This is a genomic window from Serratia sp. OS31, from assembly GCF_014164835.1.
GTDB lineage: Bacteria > Pseudomonadota > Gammaproteobacteria > Enterobacterales > Enterobacteriaceae > Serratia > Serratia liquefaciens_A.
In genome coordinates this window covers 38,464-54,016 of sequence record NZ_JACJFQ010000017.1, presented here as the reverse complement: position 1 = coordinate 54,016, position 15,553 = coordinate 38,464, and the positions used below count along the sequence as shown (strand labels likewise).

The window sequence follows — 15,553 nt, the reverse complement described above, 5'->3', positions numbered from 1 at the left end:
GAAAAATAAATCTGTCCGTGCCTTATAAGGTCAAGCGCCGGGCGGCAAAACAGGGTTTCTGACCGGCAAACATACCTTGCCCGGTAGGGTTTTGTGAAGCAACAGATGATTAACCTTGTGGCTATAGGCATTTAATGCTTATTTTATAGGGCTTAAGACTTGGGCTTCTGGCCATCTTCACGGTATTAATGGTTAACACATGACAAAAGAACAATTCTACGCGGAATTAAAACGCGATCTGTGCGCGCTGCTTGACGGGGAAACCAACTTTATCGCCGCGTTGTCCAACGCCAGTGCGTTGATCAACGAGCGTCTCGACGACGTCAACTGGGCCGGTTTCTACCTGATGGAAGGCACCCAATTGGTGCTCGGGCCGTTTCAGGGGAAAATCGCCTGCGTGCGCATTCCGGTAGGTAAGGGCGTGTGCGGTACCGCGGTGGCGGAAAACCGCGTGCAGCGCGTTGGCGATGTCCACGCGTTCCCGGGTCATATCGCCTGTGACGCGGCCAGTAATGCAGAAATTGTGCTGCCGCTGAACGTAGGCGGTCAGATTATCGGCGTTCTCGATATCGACAGCACAGTTTATCAACGTTTCGACGAACAGGATGAAAGGGGCCTGGAAGCAGTGGTGGCGGGGCTTTGTGCGCAGCTGGAACAGTGTGATAGTGCGAAATATGTCACTGTGGCAGCAAGTTGATCTACGGTTAACGTGGCATTTACCGATGGCGTCATTATAATGACGCCTGTTCATGCCTGCGCTGGTTGGCAAACCCGTTGTAATCAGGAAATTTCATGGAAAATCAACCTAAGTTGAACTCTAGTAAAGAAGTCATTGCTTTTCTTGCCGAGCGTTTTCCGCTCTGCTTTAGCGCCGAGGGCGAAGCTCGCCCGTTGAAAATCGGTATTTTTCAGGATCTGGTCGAGCGTGTTCAAGGGGAAGAGAACCTCAGCAAAACGCAATTGCGTTCTGCCCTGCGCCTGTACACCTCTAGCTGGCGTTACCTGTACGGCGTCAAAGTTGGCGCACAGCGCGTCGATTTAGACGGCAACCCGTGCGGTGAACTCGAACAGCAGCATGTCGATCATGCCCGCCAACAGCTTGAAGAAGCGAAAGCGCGCGTTCAGGCACAGCGTGCCGAACAAAACGCCAAAAAACGTGAAGCTGCCGGCGAATCAGCCGATGCGCAACCGCGTCGTCCACGTCCAGCCGGTAAAAAACCTGCTGCACGTCGCGAAGGCGGAGCCGCACCGGAGAACCGCAAGCCGCGCCCACAAACTCGCCCACAGCCCGCTCGCCAACCTCGTGAAGTCAAAGAGGAAAGCCAGCAGCGCCATGTGCCAGTCACGGATATCTCTAAACTGCAAATTGGCCAAGAAATCAAAGTCAGAGCAGGCAAGAGCGCGATGGATGCTACCGTACTCGAAATCGCTAAAGATGGCGTACGTGTGCAGCTCTCTTCCGGTCTGGCGATGATTGTGCGCGCAGAACACTTGCAGTTCTGATACGGAGGCCAACCAAGGCATGAACAAATTTGTCAGATTAACAGCAGTCGCGGGTCTGTTGTGGGCGGGCGTCAGTTACGGAGCGGACACAGCCAACATCCGCATCGATCAACTGCCCCAGCTTAAGCAGGAACCGCAACATGCAACGGTGAGTGAGCGCGTAACTTCGCGCTTCACTCGCTCTCATTACCGCCAGTTTGCGCTCGATGCGGACTTTTCAGGCAAGATCTTCGATCGTTACCTGAATATGCTGGACTACAACCATAACGTGTTGCTGGCCTCCGACGTGGCGCAATTCGCCGACAAGCGCAACCAGCTTGGCGAAGAGCTGAAAAGCGGTAAGCTGGATACGCCATACGCGCTGTACAATCTGGCCCAAAAACGCCGTTTTGAGCGTTACACCTATGCCTTGTCGCTGCTGGAAAAGCCAATGAGCTTCACCGGCAACGACACTATCGATCTCGACCGCAGCAAAACGCCGTGGCCGAAAGACAAGGCCGAACTGGACAGTCTGTGGGATGCCAAAGTCAAATATGACGAGTTGAACCTCAAGCTGACCGGCAAGACCGATAAAGAAATTCGCGAAACGCTGACCAAACGCTACCAGTTCGCTATCAAGCGCCTGACGCAAAGCAACAGCGAAGACGTATTCCAACTGGCGATGAATGCCTTTGCGCATGAAATCGACCCGCACACCAATTACCTGTCCCCGCGCAATACCGAACAGTTCAACACCGAAATGAGCCTGTCGCTGGAAGGCATCGGTGCGGTATTGCAGATGGATGACGATTACACCCTGATCAACTCCATGGTGCCGGGCGGCCCGGCGGCGAAGAGCAAGGCGATCACCGTGGGTGACCGCATTGTCGGCGTTGGCCAGGCGGGCAAACCTATGGTTGATGTCATCGGCTGGCGTCTGGACGATGTGGTTTCGTTGATCAAAGGGCCGAAGGGCAGCAAAGTGCGCCTGGATATCCTGCCTGCAGGCAAGGGCACCAAAACCCGTGTGGTGACGCTGACCCGCGAGCGCATTCGTCTGGAAGATCGCGCGGTGAAAATGACCATCAAGACCGTCGGCAAAGAGAAAGTCGCGGTGATGGACATTCCTGGCTTCTACGTTGGCCTGACCGACGATGTGAAAGTTCAGTTGCAGAAGATGGCCAAGCAGAACGTCAAGAGCCTGATCATCGACCTGCGTACCAACGGCGGCGGCGCGCTGACCGAAGCGGTGTCGCTGTCCGGTCTGTTCATTCCGAGCGGCCCGGTGGTGCAGGTGCGTGACAATAACGGCAAAGTGCGTGAAGACGCGGATACCGACGGCGTGACCTACTACAAAGGGCCGCTGGTGGTGCTGGTTGACCGCTTCAGCGCCTCGGCTTCCGAGATCTTTGCTGCCGCGATGCAGGACTACGGCCGCGCGCTGATCGTCGGTGAACCGACCTTCGGTAAAGGGACCGTGCAGCAGTACCGCTCGCTGAACCGCATTTACGATCAGATGCTGCGTCCGGAATGGCCGGCGTTGGGCTCGGTGCAATACACCATTCAGAAGTTTTACCGCGTGAATGGCGGCAGTACCCAGCGTAAAGGCGTAACCCCGGATATTCTGATGCCGAGCGGCATCGATCCGGCGGAAACCGGTGAAGCCTTTGAAGATAACGCGATGCCGTGGGACAGCATCAACGCCGCGACCTACACCAAAACCGGCGATCTGAAGCCTTTCGATCCTGAATTGCTGAAAGATCACGAGCAGCGTATCGCCAAGGATCCTGAGTTCCAGTATATCGCGCAGGATATCGCGCATTACAAGGCTCTGAAGGACAAGCGCAACATCGTTTCACTCAATCTTGCCCAGCGCGAGAAAGAGAACCACGATGATGACGCTACCCGTCTGCAGCGCATTAATGACCGCCTGCAGCGCGCCGGTAAAAAGCCGTTGAAGAAGCTGGAGGATCTGCCGAAGGATTACCAGGAGCCCGACCCATACCTGGATGAAACCGTGCATATCGCTCTGGATCTGGCGCACCTCGAACAGGCGCAGCCAGCGGCGGCGAAGTAACGTCGGCGAGCATCAAAAAAGAAAAGCGCACCTTCGGGTGCGTTTTTTAATGGGCGCGGCCAGGGCCCCGAGTCGAAATTAAACGTTTTGTGAGGTCACGATGAGCGACTTAAGCTCCCCAATGCGCGGCGTACTTCGTTTTGAAGCCGTGCTGGTGTTGATACTGTCCGTGGTGATATACCACGGACAACACTACAGCTGGGGGCTGTTTGCCGCCTGTTTCCTGATCCCCGACATCTCTTTTCTGGCCTATGCATTGGGTAAAAAAGCGGGGGCCATCGGCTATAACATCGCTCACTCTTATATTGGACCGGCGTTGTGCGGCCTGGTATTTGCAGGAACCCAACAGCCACACTGGTTGATGGCGGCGTTGATTTGGGGCGCGCATATCGGCTTTGACCGCACCTTGGGTTACGGACTGAAATACGTTAGCGGCTTTGCCGATACCCATCTGGGCAGGCTGGGACGTAAACCACAGCGTTGAAATACCGGCCCCACGAAGTGTGAGGCCGGTGTTCAGACCGCCTTCTTGCGGTTGCGTAAGCCCAGTTGAATACAGGACACCACCACCAGCAAGCAACCCAGCATCGACAGCAGTAGCGGTACCTCATGCCAGAACAGCCAGCCCCAGGCGATATTGAAAACGATGCCAATGTAGCGCACCACCGACACCACAATCAGGTTATCTGAAGAGAAAGCCTGGGTTAAGACGACCTGCCCCAGCAATGACACCAGCGCAATGGCAATCAGTATTGCGAGCTGATAGCCATTGGGCCAAACAAACTCTCTCCACATCAGCGGGATGGAGATCAGCGTTGCGATAAACAGGAAATAGAACACGATCTCAAAGTTGTGGTGCCGTTGACTGAGTTTATTGACAGACAAATAGGCAATGGCAGCAAAGACCGCACTCATGACCCCAACCAGCGACGCCAGAGTATAGGTGGAGAAATTCCACGGTCTGATCAGCAAGATTGCGCCAACCACCACCAGCGTCAGCCAGAAGGCGGTACTTAAGCTGACCCGTTCGCGAAGCACCAGCAGTGACAGCAGGATTGAAAAAAACGGCGATAAATAGGCCAGCATGCTGGCGTCGGCCAACGTCAGATGAGCAATGCTGTAAAAATAGCAGATCAGATACAGCGCCCCCATGGTCCCGCGCAAAACCAACAGGGGCCGATCTTGGCGACTAAAGCTGACGCCGTGTCGGTACATCAACAGCGCTATCAAAAGACAGCCAATGCTGCTGCGAAAGAACACGATCTCGCCGGTGGGGATCTCATCGGCGATGGTTTTGACCAGCGCATTCATGATGCTAAAAATCAATGAAGCGAAAATCGCCAATAGTGCGCCCCGGTTCATTGCTGTTCCTGCCATTGCTGATAAGTGATTTGCGCCTGCATGGCGCAATGGTCGCCCAGTAATGAGCTATGGCAATGCTCGGTACCGACCTGGTCAATAAATGCCTGTAGCGCCTGTTGGAAACGCACCAATAGCCGTTGGGCGGTTGGCATGGCCACGCCAAGATGATCGGCCAGCAGCCCCAGAGTACGCAGTTTATGCACGTCCTCAAGGGGCACTCGCGGCAAATGCCATAACCCGTTCGCATCCTGGAATACGCCGGCGACCCTCACGGCTGAAAAGTCGTAAAACCGCCCGTGTGCGTCGGGTTCGGAATAGGGATCAACCAGCAGGGCGGTGTAGCGGACAAACAGCGCGTACTGTTGTTCCAGAGGAGCAAGCTGCGGGAATTCGTCTATCCAGCGGCGATTTACCATGCTGGCGGGGACCGGGTAATTGTCGTCATTCAGAAAGCGCAGCAGATTGATCTCGTCAACGCCCAGCCGGTTGAGCAGTTTTTTATAGTCTTCTGCCAGGCCGAGCATGTCGGCGATGACGCCGGGGCAAATCGGCCCTTCGGGTTGGGTTTTATACAGATACTGTGCGCGCTGTTGCGGTTGAAAAATCACCTGCAGCGTGGTGTCGGCCAGCGCCAGCGGAGGATGGACATAGTTGGTGATGCTAAAGCGCTCGGCCTCGAGCAGATTACGGCAGCGAAGGGTCGCGATATTGTGGCGCGACAACACGGATGTCAGCCATTCGAGTTCGCTGAAGCCATGCTGTGCGCCCGTTGCGGCGACATAGACACGCTGTTTAAAGGCTTTGGTATAGACGCTGTAGGGGGTTGCCGCATCATGGTACTTGGTGTCAGCGTAATAACTCGACAGGCTGATGATATCCACAGAAGGGTAGCCCGCGGCGGTTAGCAGGCTTTGCACCATCAGCCCGGAACCGATGGACGGCGATAGCAAAACCACCGAATGCAGCTGCGGTAGCGCTCCCCAGGGCACCTGTTTCAGCACGTCGTAATACTGATCGGCCGGGACAGCGAGTACCAGCCGTTGCCAATTGCCCCCAGCCTGGCTCAGGTTGTCGATATAGCTGTCGATATGCACCCGACATTTCCCCTGGGTTTTCTGCGCTTTTCCGGTGGCCTCTACCAGCAGGTCAGGCGTCTGCGCCAGATGCAGACGCAGACGCTCGCCTTTGATGCTGGGGCGGTTATAGAGCCCGATGCTGGCGTGGCCTGCAGCTTTGATGTCGGCAGCCAATTGAAATGCCGCCGGCCCGGCGCCTAAAATCAGGGTTGAGAAAATATTATTCATGGCGGTGGGACTCCAGGATCATGAGGTCATAAAGCGGGGTGGTGACCGGTTTGCCGACTGCGCGCCAGTGAGTCCCGGCAATCTGATGGTGGTAAGGGCAGTTGAAAATCGATTTAAGGCCGTTGCCGTAGCGCATCAGCAGTTTGCCGTCTTTAGCCAGGCAACGGCTCAGTTGGGGCAGGAGCGTCTGCTTATCCGCTACCAGTGACGCGACAATGATGTGGTCAACGCGGTGCCCCAGCACCTCGAGGCTGTCGATACACTGAATCTGCTGTTCGAGGCCGAGATGGCGAATCAAACGCCGCGCCAGTTGTTGTGCGGCGGGATCGCAGTCGTAGCAAAAGACGGTGGCGGCCAGTTTGGTGACCAGCGTCACTGCGGTGGTCGGCAAGGCGCCGCTGCCGACCAGCAACACCTGTTCACCGGGTTTTATGCCGGCCTGAGCAATCTCCACCTGGAGGGCCAGATCAAAGCTGCTCAGATAGGCATTGGATTGTGCCGGTTGGCTGCACAAGGCGCATACCCGATGCTTTTCGTAGTCGCACAACGCGGCATTGGCGACATCGCGCAGCTGGGCGATTTGTGCCGTGACAGCTTCGTCACTCTCCAATCGTGGCCGATAAGGCTGTAGTTGCGGCTGATGATTGAACGCCTGCAAACGGCTGAATCGACATTCCAGCAGGCTAAAATGCGTCTGATCCTGCCGGGCGAACTGATGTAGCCTGCTGATTTCCTGTTGTAACCCGGCCAGTTGCGCCAGCGCTTCCGCTTTCATCAGGGTGTACATGTGTTTTCTCCATGAGTGGGCAGCAGTTGGGTTGGCAGCAGATAGCGATAGCCCAGAGGGCTCACGCCGCTTTCAATACCCACGCCGAATGCCTGGGACATCATCGGATGTTCCATCATCTGTTGTGCCGCGCCATGACAGGCGACGCGGCCGGCTTGTATCAGGGTGAGCGTCTGGCAAAATCGCAGGGCCAGGCCCAGATCGTGAATAACCATCAGCGTGGTGCACTGATGGCGTTGGCTGTAATCGGCAATTTTGTGCAACACGCGCAGCTGGTGGCTGATGTCCAGGGCGCTGGTGGGTTCGTCCAGCAGAATGATCTGCGGGCGCGAGACGAAAGCCTGCGCCAGCATGACCAACTGCCGTTGACCGCCGCTGAGCCGGTTGAATGGCTGGGCGGCGAGATCGGCGATACCGCATTCCGCGAGGGCCTGTTCAACCGCCTCTGCCTGGGCAGCGCTGACGCGCCAACGCAGCTGCCGTACCTTGCCGAGCAACACCATTTCAAAGACGGTCAATGCGGAATCGCTTCGGTTGAGCTGCGGAACGTAGGCGACCGGCGTCGTTTTCGGGTTTAGCGCTTGTTGCCGATATTCAACTTTTCCGCTGGCCGGCAGCATGTGGTTAATGGCCTTTAACAACGTGGATTTTCCGGCGCCGTTGGGGCCAATAATGCCGCTGAGCTGTGCAGCGGGCCAGGTCACGGAAATATCGCTGAGCAGTTGGCGCCCGTGCAGCCTGACGCCGAGGCCGGTGAGAGTCAGCTGCGTCATGGGCGTTTTACCTGTTTGGTGACAAAGTAGAACAGTACCGGCACGCCGATCAGCGCAATGATGATACCGATCGGCACTACGCCATTGGGCAGGATCAGCTTGGAGATGATCGAGGCACACACCAGCAGCAGGCTGCCACACAGGGCGGAAATGCAGATCAGATAGCGTTGGTCTTCGCCTACCAGCAGGCGGGCGAAGTGGGGAGCCACCAGTCCGACAAAACCTATGGTGCCGACGAACGACACCGAGGCGGCGGTCAGCAGCGTGGCCAGCAAAAAGATCAGCTTGCGCAAGGCTCCCACGTTAATCCCCAACCCCTGCGCCTGCTCTTCACCGGCGGAAAGGGCAGTGAGTCGCCAGGCCTGCTGCAGGCAGATCGCCAGCGCGCAGCCCAACACACAGCTGGTTATCAGTACGCCGTGCAGGGTGGCTTTCAACAGGCTGCCGAAAAGCCAGAACACGATTTGCTGCATGGCCTCGGGGGAAGCAAGAAACAGCATCAAGGATTGCAGCGACTGGAAGAAGAACAGCACCACGATACCGCTTAGCACCAGGATCTGCGGCGTCATGCCCTGCCGCTTTCCCATCAGGTAGATTGGGATACAGGCCAGCAATGCCATCAACGAGGCCAATATCGGCGTTCCCAGCGCCAGAGTGCCGCCTATGCTGAAGCCGGTGAGGATCGACAGCGCGGCGCCAAACCCGGCCGCCGCAGAAATGCCCAACGTATAGGGGCTGGCGAGCGGGTTGGCCAGCACGGTTTGCATCAGCAGGCCCGCCAGCGCCAGGCTGGCACCGACCACCACGGCGGTCAGGGTCATCGGCAGTCGAATGGACCAGAAAATGACTTGATGCAACGCGTCTTGTGGTTGCGAAGAGGGTAAAAACAGCCGCAGGACGTCGAACGGGGTTAGGTCAGCGGCGCCGATGACCAAATCGATAAGAACAGCGGCCAACAGCGCGCCGATCAGTGCCAGGGTCAGCAGCCAGCGGCGCAGCAACAACTGCCGTAACAGTTGTTGCCCCGGGACGATAGCGGGAGAAAGGGAGGACATGGTTATTCCCCCTGCCAGTGCAGCAGAAAGACGCCCTCTGCGGCTATCGGCAAATACTCCTGATAGAAACGCTGCAGATTTAGCTGCGGATCGACATCCTCAAACGCGGAAGGATAGAGTGCCTTCGCCAGGAATTGCACAAAGATGGCGTCATAGAGTGTGCGTGCACCCCCATGATAAAGCGCGTAAATACGCTGGTTTTTGACCGCCGGCAACTGCGACCAACCCGGCCGATGGGCATATTGTGTCAGGCGTTGCTGCACCTGAGCCGGCGCAACGCCAAAGCCCATCGTCACCGCATTGGGCATATTAGCCCAGTCGCCGCCGGCGAGGAAAATGACTTCGGGCCGCTTGGACAACACATACTCAGATCGCAGAGGAGAAGGACTGGTGACCACACCGGCGGCGATGTTGTCGGCGCCGGCCAATTGCAGCAACGGTCCCCAGACCGAAGCCCCATAGCTGCTGCTGTACTCTCCGGGGCCTTTGTCTCCGAGCTCAATATAGGTGGTCGGCGGTGTTAGATTGGCCTGGCGGATGCGTTTTTGAGTGTCTTCCAGACTCTGGCGGTAAGCGCTGACCAGCCGTTCGGCTCGCTCGGCATGACCCAATGCCTGGCCCATCGCCCGAATGCTGGTGAATTTGACCTCTTCACCTTGATTGAAATCGATAACGATGTAGGGGATGCCAAGCTGTTGCAGCACCGGCAAGTAGTTCGAGAATCCTTCAAGTTGCCATTTTGCCAGGATCAACAAGTCTGGTCGGGTGGTCAGCAGGCGCTCAAAATCAAAGCTCTGGTTGTAGAGTGAACCGACATCTACCAGCTCGCCGAGCCGAGGCAGGGCTGATAAATAGCGGGGCCATTGGCTGGTACGCAAGGTCCAGTCGCTTTTGGAGAAGGCGACCACTTGCTGAAGGCTGTCGGGGCCGTTAACCGCCAGGAAATCCTCGTAGTAAAAACCGATATAGACGCGCTGAGCCGGAGCAGTCAGCGTAACCTGCCGTCCCTCAACGTCCGTCAGGTGGATCTCGGCCAGCGCGTTGTGGCAGAGAAATAGCCACGCGCATAACCCCCAGAAGATACGCAACATCATGAGTGACATCCTTTTACGTTAAATTGTTATGTTATATTGTAACAATTATAATTAAGATTCAAACCTTCTGTCTGTATGGAATAGGCCAGGCGTCAGCGAGAATGGCGGTGCTTTGTGTCGAAAGCCCTACCGGCTGGGGCTGGCGTAAATTTTGCTTCCCGCACAGGGGACGAAATTTTGTTCGGTTGAACGTATTGGGTCGCAGATAAAATTCCTATAAAAACTCACCGCTTTGCGCAACAATCGTTTACAATTTGAAAGGTATTGCTTGAGCGCCGTTTTTGTAAAGTTTCGTATTTTTAGTAGGTTAATGGCGCACAACTCTTGAAACTGTGACGAATGCCCATACGATCTAGGGTATCCGAGGCAGCGTTTTGTTAACATTTATGAGGAAGTAAACATTTTATGATGCGTATAGCTCTGTTCCTGCTCACCAACCTGGCGGTGATGTTGGTTTTCGGGCTGGTGCTCAGCCTGACAGGAATCCAATCCAGTAGCGTTCAGGGCCTGATGATCATGGCCGGGCTGTTTGGTTTCGGCGGTTCTTTTGTCTCACTGCTGATGTCCAAATGGATGGCGCTGCGCTCCGTTGGCGGGGAAGTGATTGAACAGCCGCGTAATGAAACCGAAAACTGGCTGCTGGAAACGGTACGCCGTCAGTCGCAGCAGGCAGGCATTGCCATGCCGCAGGTCGCTATTTATCACGCACCGGACATTAACGCCTTCGCCACCGGCGCGCGTCGTAACGCTTCATTGGTCGCCGTCAGTACCGGTCTGCTGCAAAGCATGAGCCGTGACGAAGCGGAGGCGGTTATCGCCCACGAAATCAGCCACGTCGCCAACGGTGACATGGTCACCATGACGCTGATTCAGGGTATCGTGAACACCTTCGTGATCTTTATCTCGCGCCTGATTGCGCAGGTCGCCGCCGGCTTCCTGGGTAACCGCGACGGTGAAGGGGAAAGTAACGGCAACCCGATGATCTACTTTGCCGTGTCGATGGTATTGGAACTGGTGTTCGGTATCCTGGCCAGCATCATCACTATGTGGTTCTCGCGTCACCGTGAGTTCTACGCCGATGCAGGCTCCGCCAAACTGGTGGGCCGCGAGAAGATGATCGCGGCGCTGCAACGGCTGAAGACCAGCTATGAACCGCAGGAAGCGGGCAGCATGATGGCGTTTTGCATTAACGGCAAATCCAAGTCGTTCAGCGAACTCTTCATGTCTCACCCGCCGCTCGATAAGCGTATCGAAGCGCTGCGTTCAGGTCAGTACCTGAAGTAACCCAAAGAACGTAAAAAACCCCGGCTTGCCGGGGTTTTTTATTTCAGGCGTCGCCGGGCTGATGGAGAAGCTTTCCTACCAGCAGACAGAGGCGAACGCCTGCGCAGGCCACGCAGTTTGTCGGGTAGGGTTGATTCGATCCCCCGAGCCGATGGTTAACCATCAGGACTTAAAAAGCGCCGCGCCCATGAAGTCGATGAACGCGCGCAGCTTCGGTGCCAGGTGCTTGCTCGACGGCCAGAGCATGCGGAAGGTGCCCTGATGCTGGTTGAAGTCGTCCAGTACGGTCACCAGCTCGCCCGCCATGATCGCGTCGCACACCATGAAGTCCGGCAGGCAGGCGATCCCGAGGCCATCGCGGGCGACGTGAACCAGGGCCTCGGTGGTATTGCACACCATTGAGGCCGGAAGGACAGGTTCCGCTTCGCCCTCCGGCACGCGCAAGGGCCATGGCTCGAACTTGCCGGTGCTAGGGAACTTGTGTTGCAGGCAGGAATGGCCCGCCAGGTCGGACGGCACGCGTGGCGTGCCGCGTGCGGCGAAGTACCGGGGCGCACCGATCAGCAGCAGCTTAAAGGTGCCCAGCGGACGCGACATCAGCCGGGAGTCCGCCGGTTCCCCGGTGCGAATGACGGCATCGAATCCATCCTCGATCACATCGACCATCCGATCCGAGAAATCCACATCCAGCTCGATGGCCGGGTAGCGGTGCATGAAGGCCGTCAGCGCCGGCATGACCAGGCCGCTGACCAGCGGCAGGCTCACGCGCAGCTTGCCTCGGGGCGCCTGCTGGGTTTCCGACAGTTCCAGCTCCGCAGCCTCGACTTCAGAGAGGATACGACGGCAACGCTCGAGGAACAGAGCGCCTTCGGCCGTTAGTGTAATGCTGCGCGTGCTGCGATGGAACAGGCGCACCCCCAGCCGTTCTTCAAGTCGCGCCACGCTTTTACCTACGGCGGAAGACGAGATGCCGAGCACCCGCCCAGCCTCAGAAAAGCTGCGGGCTTCGGCCGCCTGCACGAAGAATTCGATGCCGTTGAGGAAATCCATTGCGCCGCCAATTTAAGAATATTTGTCCGATATGTTCGGAACCTTAGCCTATTTTTCTTAATCGTGCGAACGCCTACGCTGGCGGCTGCACAGGTTGGATGCGGCGGCCTTGGCTTTCGAGCCATGGCTTTGACGCCTGCCTGCCCCTTCACGGATTCTTTAGCGGAGCTTTTCCATGACACACGCCTCGGCCGCCATTGGCGGCACTAACGGCCGCGACTGGCTGCAACTGCTGGCCGCCTGCCTCACCGGCATCCTGATCCCGTTGTGCTTCACCGGGCCGGCCGTCGTGCTGCCGTCCATCAGCCAGGAACTGGGCGGGACGGCGGTGCAATTGAACTGGGTGGTTAATGGCTACATCCTGACCTACGGTAGCGCCATGATGGCGGCCGGCAGTCTGACCGACACCTATGGGCGTAAGCGCGTGTGGCTGGTTGGGCTGGCGCTGTTTGCGCTGGTGACGTTCGCCATTCCGCTGGCACCCTCGGTCGGCTGGATCGACGGCCTGCGCCTGGCTCAAGGACTGGGTGGCGCAGCCGCCTTTGCCGGCGCCATGTCCTCGCTGGCGCAGACCTTTCACGGCCCGATCCGCACGCGGGTATTCAGCCTGCTTGGCACCACGTTCGGAATCGGCCTGGCCTTCGGGCCGTTGGCAGCGGGCTGGCTGGTGGAAATCGCCGGCTGGCGCTGGGTGTTTCTGGCGACGGCGCTGATCGGTGTAGCTGGCTTCGGGCTGGTATGGGCCAGCGCCACGGAGTCCCGCGACCCGCAGGCCACCGGCCTGGATTGGCCGGGCGCCATCAGCTTCACCGCCGCGCTCACCTTGTTCACCTACGGCATCCTGCTGGCGCCGGAGGATGGCTGGCATAGTGCCACGGTCATAGGCTCGCTGCTGGCGGCGGTAGTGCTGTTCGTGGCCTTCGTGCGGATCGAGCAGCGTGTCGCCCGCCCGATGCTTGACCTATCGTTGTTCGGCCGTGCGCGTTTCGTCGGCGTGCAGGTGCTGGGCGCGTCGCCGGCCTTCTTTTTCGTCACGTTGATCGTGATGCTGCCGGGCCGCTTTATCGGTATCGACGGGCTGGGCGCACTCGATGCGGGGAAAATGATGATTGCTCTGGCTGCGCCGCTGCTGGTGGTGCCGTTCCTTGCCGCGCTGCTGTCGCGCTGGTTCACCTCCGGCATGTTGTCCGGCGTCGGGCTGCTGATGGTGGCGGTCGGGCTGATCTGGCTGGGCCAGGTGCTGGCGGGGGGGGCTGGTCCCGCGTTGGTGGTGCCGCTGGTGCTTATCGGCATCGGCATTGGCCTGCCTTGGGGGTTGATGGACGGCATGGCCGTGAGCGTGGTGGAGAAAGAGCGCGCGGGCATGGCTACCGGGATCTTCAACTGCGTGCGCGTCTCGGCTGACGGCATCGCCATTGCAGTGGCGGGTGCGCTGTTGGCGTTCCTGATCCAGACTGGGTTGCTCGGCACCTTGGGCGCGGCTGCTCCAACCGTTGTGATCGAGGCCGCCAACCGTGCCGCACTGGGCGATTTGGCGCAGGCGTCCGCGCTGGTACCCGGTGAACGCGCCTTGCTGTTGGCAACCTACGACCACGCATTCCGCTGGGTTTTGTACGTTCTGGCTATCTCGTCGGCACTGACGGCATTGCTGGTGTTTGCCTTGCTCGGCCGTTCGCGTGCCCATGAAGACTCGGGAGCGGCGGCATGAGCCAGGCTGATGCACTCGGTTTCGCTGCCATCTGGCTGCGCGACGTGCCATTCCTTGACACCGGTACTGGCAGGCATGCGCTGATCGTCCTTTGGAAGCAGCAACTGGCGCAAGGGGTGCTCCTCGTCGTGTTGAATCTGAAACTGTTGCGGCGTCCCTCCGCTGAAGTCCTGGCAGAATACCTGCTGCCGGATTTTCCCGTCGGGGTGGACGATGCAGCGATGCAGGATGCCGGAGAGGCCCAGCCATGACCGGCCGCTCATCGACGGTTCCCATGTGGAGCGCGGCATGGCTGGTGACGGCCGTGTTCATGCTGTCAAACTCACCGACGCCGCTGTACGTCTACTGGCAGCAGCAACTCGGATTCTCCACCGGTATGCTGACGGTGATCTTCGCCCTCTACATCGCCGGGTTGCTGGGCTCCTTGCTGGTCGCCGGGCAGTTGTCCGACCGCTATGGCCGCAGGCCGATCCTGCTGCCAGGCCTGCTGGCCGCGCTGACGGCCTGCCTGCTGTTCGCCGGTGCGCAGTCAGTGCTGGCTCTGGGTATTGCCCGACTGCTGACGGGCATCGCAGTGGGCGTCATGGTATCGGCTGGCATGGCGGCAGTCGGTGACCTGGGCGGTAGAGATCGCAGGCGCCAGGCGGCGTTGCTGGCTTCGGTGTCGATGGTGTTCGGAGCCGGACTGGGGCCGCTGCTCGCGGGTGGCTTGGCGCAAACGCGGGCGCATCCGATCCTGCCGGTGTTCGGCACCGAGCTGGCCGTTCTTGGCAGTGCGCTGGTCGTTGCCTGCTTGCTGCCCTTGGGCCGTCCGGTTCGATCCAGCGGCCAGCCATTGCAGCTTCGGCTGCCCAAGGTGCCCGCCGCCAATCGGCGGCATCTGGCCTGTGGCATCGCCACCTTCGGGCCGGCTATCACTGCAACCTCGTTCGTGCTGGCGCTGGGGCCATCGCTGCTTTCCCGGCTGCTCGACGTGAGTAGCCCCATGATCGCCGGCGGTATGGCCTGCGCCATGTTCCTGACCGCCACCGGAGTGCAGTTCGTGGTGCGACACTGGCCGATACGCTCGATCTTCCTGGCCAGCACCACAGCAACGGTACTGGCGATGGCGAGTCTGGGCATCGCCGCGCATACCTCGCTCACACCGATGCTGGTAGTGGCGACGCTGCTGGCGGGTGCCGGACAGGGCCTGGGCCAGTTGGGCGGCCTGACCCTGATTGGCCTGCATGTGACCGACGGACGACGCGCCGAAGCGAATGCAGTGCTCAACATCGGCGGCTACATCCCGGCGGGGCTGCTGCCGGTGGCGGCCGGCTATCTGATCGACCGGCTTGGGCTGGCGGGTGGCGCCACGCTGTTCGCTATCGTGCTGGCCCTGATCGCAGGCGTGGGTGGGTTGTTCGTATTCAAGGCGTTGGCGGTTCTTGGCGAACCTCGCACAACGCAACCCTCCAAGAGGGAATGACGATGGAGCTGCGGCATCTCCGTTGCTTGCCGTAGCCTAAGAACCGCGCGTCTTTTTCGACGGCGCCCACGCTGCTGATTCTCTATGAAGCGTGGCTATTCCTTGATGAGCC

At 58.6% G+C, this 15,553-nt stretch carries 15 protein-coding genes; 8 read left to right on the top strand and 7 right to left on the bottom strand.

From position 1 onward, the window contains the following. The first annotated feature begins 199 nt into the window (after positions 1-199). The 4 genes from H5P17_RS15320 to H5P17_RS15305 all read left to right on the top strand — a co-directional run bounded on the left by H5P17_RS15320 (position 200) and on the right by H5P17_RS15305 (position 4,043). Positions 200-697, top strand: coding sequence for a GAF domain-containing protein (locus H5P17_RS15320; protein WP_044550255.1), 498 nt, complete (start codon positions 200-202; stop codon positions 695-697). Between the two features lie 95 nt (positions 698-792). Beyond that, positions 793-1,503: an RNA chaperone ProQ gene (gene proQ, locus H5P17_RS15315; RefSeq protein WP_020826550.1), complete on the top strand. Its 711-nt coding sequence runs from the start codon at positions 793-795 to the stop codon at positions 1,501-1,503. A gap of 19 nt (positions 1,504-1,522) precedes the next feature. Then, positions 1,523-3,559, top strand: a complete 2,037-nt coding sequence (gene prc, locus H5P17_RS15310) for a carboxy terminal-processing peptidase (RefSeq protein WP_182823806.1) — start codon at positions 1,523-1,525, stop codon at positions 3,557-3,559. A gap of 100 nt (positions 3,560-3,659) precedes the next feature. Beyond that, positions 3,660-4,043 carry a DUF4260 domain-containing protein gene (locus tag H5P17_RS15305; RefSeq protein WP_182823804.1) on the top strand — a complete coding sequence of 128 codons (384 nt, stop codon included), beginning with the start codon at positions 3,660-3,662 and terminating at the stop codon, positions 4,041-4,043. 32 nt (positions 4,044-4,075) lie between these two features. On the opposite strand, the gene H5P17_RS15300 is transcribed toward H5P17_RS15305, so the two are convergent. Genes H5P17_RS15300 through H5P17_RS15275 form a run of 6 tightly spaced genes read right to left on the bottom strand, consistent with a single transcriptional unit; the run spans position 4,076 to position 9,934 of the window. Beyond that, positions 4,076-4,921 (bottom strand): DMT family transporter, encoded by an 846-nt coding sequence (locus H5P17_RS15300; protein WP_044550362.1) that lies wholly within the window; start codon positions 4,919-4,921, stop codon positions 4,076-4,078. Beyond that, positions 4,918-6,225, bottom strand: coding sequence for an opine metallophore biosynthesis dehydrogenase (locus H5P17_RS15295; RefSeq protein WP_182823802.1), 1,308 nt, complete (start codon positions 6,223-6,225; stop codon positions 4,918-4,920). The genes H5P17_RS15300 and H5P17_RS15295 overlap by 4 nt, the downstream gene beginning before the upstream one ends. Continuing rightward, on the bottom strand, positions 6,218-7,012 hold the full coding sequence (locus tag H5P17_RS15290; RefSeq protein ID WP_182823800.1) for a cyclopropane-fatty-acyl-phospholipid synthase family protein: 795 nt from the start codon (positions 7,010-7,012) through the stop codon (positions 6,218-6,220). The genes H5P17_RS15295 and H5P17_RS15290 overlap by 8 nt, the downstream gene beginning before the upstream one ends. Next, entirely contained in the window at positions 7,000-7,785 is a 786-nt protein-coding gene (locus H5P17_RS15285) for an ABC transporter ATP-binding protein (protein WP_182823798.1), read from the bottom strand. The genes H5P17_RS15290 and H5P17_RS15285 overlap by 13 nt, the downstream gene beginning before the upstream one ends. Beyond that, positions 7,782-8,840, bottom strand: coding sequence for an iron ABC transporter permease (locus H5P17_RS15280; protein ID WP_182823796.1), 1,059 nt, complete (start codon positions 8,838-8,840; stop codon positions 7,782-7,784). The genes H5P17_RS15285 and H5P17_RS15280 overlap by 4 nt, the downstream gene beginning before the upstream one ends. A gap of 2 nt (positions 8,841-8,842) precedes the next feature. Then, a complete protein-coding gene (locus H5P17_RS15275) occupies positions 8,843-9,934 on the bottom strand; it encodes an ABC transporter substrate-binding protein (RefSeq protein ID WP_044550373.1) in 1,092 nt (363 codons plus the stop codon). Positions 9,935-10,339: 405 nt separating this feature from the next. Here H5P17_RS15275 and htpX point away from each other — a divergent pair, with 405 nt between their 5' ends. Next, a complete protein-coding gene (htpX, locus tag H5P17_RS15270; protein WP_182823794.1) occupies positions 10,340-11,218 on the top strand; it encodes a protease HtpX in 879 nt (292 codons plus the stop codon). 162 nt (positions 11,219-11,380) lie between these two features. Here htpX and H5P17_RS15265 read toward each other — a convergent pair whose 3' ends face one another. Continuing rightward, on the bottom strand, positions 11,381-12,268 hold the full coding sequence (locus tag H5P17_RS15265) for a LysR family transcriptional regulator (RefSeq protein ID WP_182823792.1): 888 nt from the start codon (positions 12,266-12,268) through the stop codon (positions 11,381-11,383). A 175-nt stretch (positions 12,269-12,443) separates the two neighbouring features. On the opposite strand from H5P17_RS15265, the gene H5P17_RS15260 reads away from it, so the two are divergent. From H5P17_RS15260 to H5P17_RS15250, 3 genes are read left to right on the top strand one after another with little or no spacing between them, the layout of a single operon-like run. Next, positions 12,444-13,976 carry an MFS transporter gene (locus H5P17_RS15260; RefSeq protein WP_182823790.1) on the top strand — a complete coding sequence of 511 codons (1,533 nt, stop codon included), beginning with the start codon at positions 12,444-12,446 and terminating at the stop codon, positions 13,974-13,976. After that, a complete protein-coding gene (locus H5P17_RS15255; protein WP_182823788.1) occupies positions 13,973-14,227 on the top strand; it encodes a hypothetical protein in 255 nt (84 codons plus the stop codon). The genes H5P17_RS15260 and H5P17_RS15255 overlap by 4 nt, the downstream gene beginning before the upstream one ends. Next, positions 14,224-15,441, top strand: a complete 1,218-nt coding sequence (locus H5P17_RS15250) for an MFS transporter (protein ID WP_182823786.1) — start codon at positions 14,224-14,226, stop codon at positions 15,439-15,441. The genes H5P17_RS15255 and H5P17_RS15250 overlap by 4 nt, the downstream gene beginning before the upstream one ends. Positions 15,442-15,553: the final 112 nt, after the last annotated feature.

Excerpts from the sequence above, each read along its gene's own strand:
- H5P17_RS15320 (WP_044550255.1), top strand. The coding sequence starts at position 200 with ATGACAAAAGAACAATTCTACGCGGAATTAAAACGCGATCTGTGCGCG.
- proQ (WP_020826550.1), top strand. The coding sequence starts at position 793 with ATGGAAAATCAACCTAAGTTGAACTCTAGTAAAGAAGTCATTGCTTTT.
- prc (WP_182823806.1), top strand. The coding sequence starts at position 1,523 with ATGAACAAATTTGTCAGATTAACAGCAGTCGCGGGTCTGTTGTGGGCG.
- H5P17_RS15305 (WP_182823804.1), top strand. The coding sequence starts at position 3,660 with ATGAGCGACTTAAGCTCCCCAATGCGCGGCGTACTTCGTTTTGAAGCC.
- H5P17_RS15300 (WP_044550362.1), bottom strand. The coding sequence starts at position 4,921 with ATGAACCGGGGCGCACTATTGGCGATTTTCGCTTCATTGATTTTTAGC.
- H5P17_RS15295 (WP_182823802.1), bottom strand. The coding sequence starts at position 6,225 with ATGAATAATATTTTCTCAACCCTGATTTTAGGCGCCGGGCCGGCGGCA.
- H5P17_RS15290 (WP_182823800.1), bottom strand. The coding sequence starts at position 7,012 with ATGTACACCCTGATGAAAGCGGAAGCGCTGGCGCAACTGGCCGGGTTA.
- H5P17_RS15285 (WP_182823798.1), bottom strand. The coding sequence starts at position 7,785 with ATGACGCAGCTGACTCTCACCGGCCTCGGCGTCAGGCTGCACGGGCGC.
- H5P17_RS15280 (WP_182823796.1), bottom strand. The coding sequence starts at position 8,840 with ATGTCCTCCCTTTCTCCCGCTATCGTCCCGGGGCAACAACTGTTACGG.
- H5P17_RS15275 (WP_044550373.1), bottom strand. The coding sequence starts at position 9,934 with ATGATGTTGCGTATCTTCTGGGGGTTATGCGCGTGGCTATTTCTCTGC.
- htpX (WP_182823794.1), top strand. The coding sequence starts at position 10,340 with ATGATGCGTATAGCTCTGTTCCTGCTCACCAACCTGGCGGTGATGTTG.
- H5P17_RS15265 (WP_182823792.1), bottom strand. The coding sequence starts at position 12,268 with ATGGATTTCCTCAACGGCATCGAATTCTTCGTGCAGGCGGCCGAAGCC.
- H5P17_RS15260 (WP_182823790.1), top strand. The coding sequence starts at position 12,444 with ATGACACACGCCTCGGCCGCCATTGGCGGCACTAACGGCCGCGACTGG.
- H5P17_RS15255 (WP_182823788.1), top strand. The coding sequence starts at position 13,973 with ATGAGCCAGGCTGATGCACTCGGTTTCGCTGCCATCTGGCTGCGCGAC.
- H5P17_RS15250 (WP_182823786.1), top strand. The coding sequence starts at position 14,224 with ATGACCGGCCGCTCATCGACGGTTCCCATGTGGAGCGCGGCATGGCTG.